The organism is Rhodococcus sp. ENV425, assembly GCF_002887785.1.
Lineage (GTDB): Bacteria > Actinomycetota > Actinomycetes > Mycobacteriales > Mycobacteriaceae > Rhodococcus > Rhodococcus aetherivorans.
This window is the reverse complement of the sequence record NZ_PCZU01000209.1, coordinates 87,285-91,339: the sequence shown is the minus strand read 5'-3', so window position 1 is coordinate 91,339 and position 4,055 is coordinate 87,285. Positions and strand designations below refer to the sequence as shown.

At 72.0% G+C, this 4,055-nt stretch carries 4 protein-coding genes; all 4 read right to left on the bottom strand.

Annotation, left to right across the window (positions count from 1 at the left end; translation table 11 throughout):
* Positions 1 to 72 precede the first annotated feature (72 nt).
* Positions 73 to 744, bottom strand: coding sequence for a hypothetical protein (locus CQZ88_RS17660; protein ID WP_029546698.1), 672 nt, complete (start codon positions 742 to 744; stop codon positions 73 to 75).
* Between the two features lie 81 nt (positions 745 to 825).
* Entirely contained in the window at positions 826 to 1,254 is a 429-nt protein-coding gene (locus CQZ88_RS17655; RefSeq protein ID WP_029546697.1) for a CBS domain-containing protein, read from the bottom strand.
* 138 nt (positions 1,255 to 1,392) lie between these two features.
* Positions 1,393 to 3,354 (bottom strand): gamma-glutamyltransferase family protein, encoded by a 1,962-nt coding sequence (locus CQZ88_RS17650; RefSeq protein ID WP_029546696.1) that lies wholly within the window; start codon positions 3,352 to 3,354, stop codon positions 1,393 to 1,395.
* A gap of 169 nt (positions 3,355 to 3,523) precedes the next feature.
* Positions 3,524 to 4,055 (bottom strand): YeiH family protein (locus CQZ88_RS31255; protein ID WP_258008650.1); only part of this gene is annotated, 532 nt, incomplete at its 5' end.

Sequence of the window (4,055 nt, the reverse complement as noted above, 5' to 3'; positions counted from 1 at the left end):
GACCGCGGAGTCGAGTGCCCCCGGGACCACGACGCCGGCCGCAACCACCACCCCGACGACCACGCCGGTGCCTCAGCCGTAGGCCGGCTGAGGGCTCGCCTCGCGGATCGCCCTGGCCCTGGTCGTCGACGCGACGACCAGGGCCAGGGCGGCGAAGGCGGGCAGCGGATGGCCGAGCAGAGTCGCGACGGCGAGGTCGGCGGCCACCGCGCCGGTCGCCATGGCGAAGACCCACGGCGGCGCGGCGGGCAGCTTCGCTTTCCCGGCCGACCACGGGGTGCGGCCCCACGGTTTCGCGACCGACAACCACGCCTGGAACGCGAGGGCGCTGATCATCAGAGCGGTGCCCGCGATCATCGGTCCCGCCGGTCCGGACGTGCCGTCGCGGACGGCGGCCACCGAGCCGTTCAGGCCCGCCGACAGCAGGAAGATCCCCAGGTTCACCTGGACCACGGTGAGGACGAACTTGATCGCCACCCACCAGTAGCGCAGGAATCCCCACGGCGTCGCCGCCGCGAGGAGAAAGCCCGTGAATGCCGACGCGTTGGCCAGCGGAGCGAGCAGCGTGCCGTCGAGGTGCTGCGCCATGGTCGTGCCGGCCACCCGCACGGCGGGATCCACCGCGGTGCGGCTCAGCGTCAACAGGACGAGCAGCGCGAGGGCCTGGCCCATCCATCCCACGGACGTGACCACGTGCAGCCACACCGTCGCCTGCCGCCACCGCTGCCCCGGACGCTTCGCCATATGGTCCACTGTCGTCCGGCAGGCGCCGCAGGGTAATCCGGGATCACCCGGAGAATCCCCCTGAAATCCGGTGCCCCGGGTTCAGCCGTGCTCGATGTACGACTCGAGTTGGTCGCGTTCGCACTGCAGTTCGTCGATCCGGCTCTTCACGATGTCACCGATGCTGACGATGCCTACCAGGTGGCCGTCCACCACGACGGGCAGGTGCCGGATCCGGCGTTCGGTCATGGTCTCGGCCAGGCTGTTCACCGTGTCGGTGGGCAGGCACGTGGACACCGTCGTGCTCATGATGTCCCGGACACGGGCGTCGAGCAGGGCGGGACCGTGCTGGTGGAGCCGGCGCACGACGTCGCGTTCGGAGACGATGCCGATCACGGCGTCGCCCTCCACCACGACGAGGGCGCCCACGTTGTGGCGGGCGAGTTCGCCGATCATCTCGTCGACCGAGAGGTCCGGATCGACCGTGGCCACGACCGGCCCCTTGTTCCGCAGCACGTCCGCGATCCGCATCCGGGCACCCCGATCCATCCGCTCCCAGTCATCCGCCGTGACGGCGATCGATGGTTGTCGATCTTATTCCTGCAGGTCGACGAGACCCCGTGTGGTTATCCAGTCGTGACTCGATGGGCCGGACCGCGCGTCGGATCGTTATCCGGTGGCGTCGCCCATCACCGCGCCCTCGCGACGGGGGTCCGCGCCGCCAACCCATCCCGACTCGTCCCGGCGGAGCGCACTCAGTCCGCTGGACTGCGGGAGCACCGCCACCTGATGGCCTCGCGCGCGCAGCTCGGCCACCAGCGGATCGCGTGCGCCGTCGTCGCTGCCGTCGATCGCCGGATGCTCGCCCCCGACCCCGGTGACCGGGGTGTTCGCCGCGCCGAACGCTACCGCCGACACCGCCTGCTGCGGGTCCAGGCCCCAGTCGAGCATCCCGACGAGCGTCTTGACCACGTACTGGATGATGACGGAACCGCCCGGCGAGCCGACGACGATGCGCAGGTCGCCGCGGCTGCCGTCGGGATTGCGATCGAAGACGAGCGTCGGCGCCATCGAACTGCGCGGTCGCTTGCCCGGTTCGACGCGGTTGGCCACCGGCACCCCGGCCTTGTCCACGGGTTCGGCGGCGAAGTCCGTCAGCTGGTTGTTCAGCAGAAAGCCGTCGACCATGTGGAACGACCCGAACGCCGATTCGATCGTCGTGGTCATCGAGGCCACGTTGCCGTATTCGTCGGCGATGGAGATGTGGCTGGTGCCGTGTTCGCGGTCCTGTGGTGGGGTGCCCAGGGGCACCGGCCCGAAGTCGCCGGGTTGTGCCGTGCCCATGCTCCGGCCCGGGTCGATGAGGCCCGCACGCCCGCGCAGGTAGTCGTCGTCGAGCAGCGTCTGCGGCGAATTGCCGGGCAGGGGAACGAAGTCCGAGTCCGCCACGTACTTGTCGCGGTCCGCGTACGCGAGGCGCTCGGCCTCGGAGATCAGGTGCACGGCGTCGGCGGTCGGCTCGCCACCGTTCTCGTCGACGTCGGTCGGTCCCAGCGCGGACAGGTCGAAGTTCCCGAGGATGCCCATCGTCGCAGCCACCGCGATCCCGCCCGAGGACGGGTTCGGCATGCCACAGACCTCGTGCGCCCGATAGGGCGTGCAGAGGGGGGTGCGCTTCTTCACCTCGTAGCCGGCGAGGTCGTCGACCGTCATCGTCCCGGGGGTGCGGCCGCCCGCCTCGGTGGTGGTGGCGTCGACGATGTCCCGGGCGAGGGCTCCGGTGTAGAAGGCGTCGGCGCCGCCGGACGCGATGGCGCCGAGCGTCTTCGCCATGGCCGGGTTGACCAGGACGGTGCCCGCGGTCTTGGGCGTGCCGTCGGGGTTCAGGAAGTACGCCCGCGCCTCGTCGTCGACGGCGAGGTCGGGTGCCGAGTCGGCGATCGACTCGGCCATCCGGTCGCTGATCACCACCCCGTCGTCGGCGAGGGAGATGGCCGGGTCGAACAACCGGGCCCACTCCGTGCCCCCGTGTTCGCGGTGCACCTCCTCGAGCAGGCGCACCACTCCGGGCACCCCGATCGAGCGGCCGCTGGCCCGGGCGTCGGGCCGGGGCGCGGTGCGGTCGGTGTCGCTGATCCAGCGCAGGTAGTTCTCGGTGGCCGACATCGGTGCCGTCTCCCGGCCGTCGTACGCCTGCACCTGCCCGGTCTCCGCGTCGTAGTAGAGCAGGAAGGCGCCGCCGCCGATCCCCGACGACTGGGGCTCCACGAGCCCGAGCACCGTCTGCGCGACGACCAGCGCGTCGGCGACGGTGCCGCCGTCGCGCAGCACCTTGCACGCCGCCTCCGTCGAGACCGGGTTGGCAGTGGACACCGCGTACGACGCGGTCGTCACCGCCGTCATGTCGTCGCGGTAGCCGGTGGCGACCTCGGGGTTGGTGGCCAGGTCCCTTTCGGACGCCGACGGGGCGGGCGGGGCGGCGGACAGCGGGGTGCCGTTGGGGACGTGGATGCATTCGGCGGTCCCCGACGAGTCGTCACCGGCCGACGTGCAGGCGCCGAGCAGCGCGACGGACAGTGCCGCGGCGATCGCGACGCGGATCGTGGAGCCCACCTTCGCCACCGGTGTCATCTCGCCGACGGTAACAGCGGCCACCGGTGCCCGAAGTGCTTCCCGCGAGATCCGTTTCGGCCGGGCCGTCGTGCCGGGCCACCGCGTCCAGCCGCGAACCTTCCGGTCACCCGCGTGCGGCACGACTGTTGTGTGTGGCCGATCGGCGCGCGGCTGTGGAGCGTATCCGCTATCCCAGCAGCACAATTCCGGTGAGGGCGATCGCCGAGACCCACACCGTGGATGCGGCGGCGAGCGCGAAGGGCCGCCAGCCCACGCCCCGCAGGACGTCGATGCGCACGGCGGTCCCGAGCGCGAACATGGCGGCGGTGAGCAGCGCCGTCTGCGCGAGCCGGGCGACGTCCAGAGCCGGGTCGGGGAGCAGGCCGGTGGCGCGCAGGGCCACGCAGCCGAGGAAGCCGAGCAGGAACAGCGGCACCAGCGGGGGCCGCCGCATTTCGGTCTGCTCGCGGCTGCGGCGGCGGGACACCGCGCCGATCCAGGCGACCACGGGCGCGAGCATCGCGACCCGGGCGAGCTTCACGGTCACGGCCACCGCAAGGGCGCTCGCGCCCAGCGCCCCGGCGTTGCCGGCGTCCACGGCTTCGCCCGCGGCGACGACCTGCGCCACCTCGTGGATCGCGGCGCCGGCCCACATGCCGGCCTGGGTGGTGTCGAGTCCCAGCGCGGAGGCCGCGAGCGGCAGGCCGGGGATCATGGCG